The 288-nt window shown below is 47.6% G+C and carries 1 pseudogene; it reads right to left on the bottom strand.

The features are described from left to right. Positions 1-86 precede the first annotated feature (86 nt). Positions 87-288: pseudogene (locus FS628_RS31645) on the bottom strand (DNA starvation/stationary phase protection protein); the annotation flags it as partial.

The raw sequence follows: 288 nt of genomic DNA, 5'->3' as shown, positions 1-288 counted from the left end.
TACCCCAACCACACCCCATTTCTAACCCAACCCACACTTTCTTCACCAACTCTACATATCCTTCTCACCATCTACCATCACTTTCCTTATTTCCCCACCAATCCCTTTAACATCCACACCTCTTTATCCACTCCACCCCTCAATCCAATCACCATATCTTCCCTTCCATTATCTTCCCCTTCTCCTCCTTCCTCAATCCCTTCATCAATCACTTCCACCATTCTCCCCAAATCACCAACCACCCACTCTACCATACGCTCACCACACAACTCCCCTTCTGCCTCTTCA

The sequence above is a fragment of the Paenibacillus xylanexedens genome (assembly GCF_007676705.1).
Taxonomy (GTDB): Bacteria; Bacillota; Bacilli; order Paenibacillales; family Paenibacillaceae; genus Paenibacillus; species Paenibacillus xylanexedens_C.
This window is presented reverse-complemented; position numbering and strand designations above follow the sequence as displayed.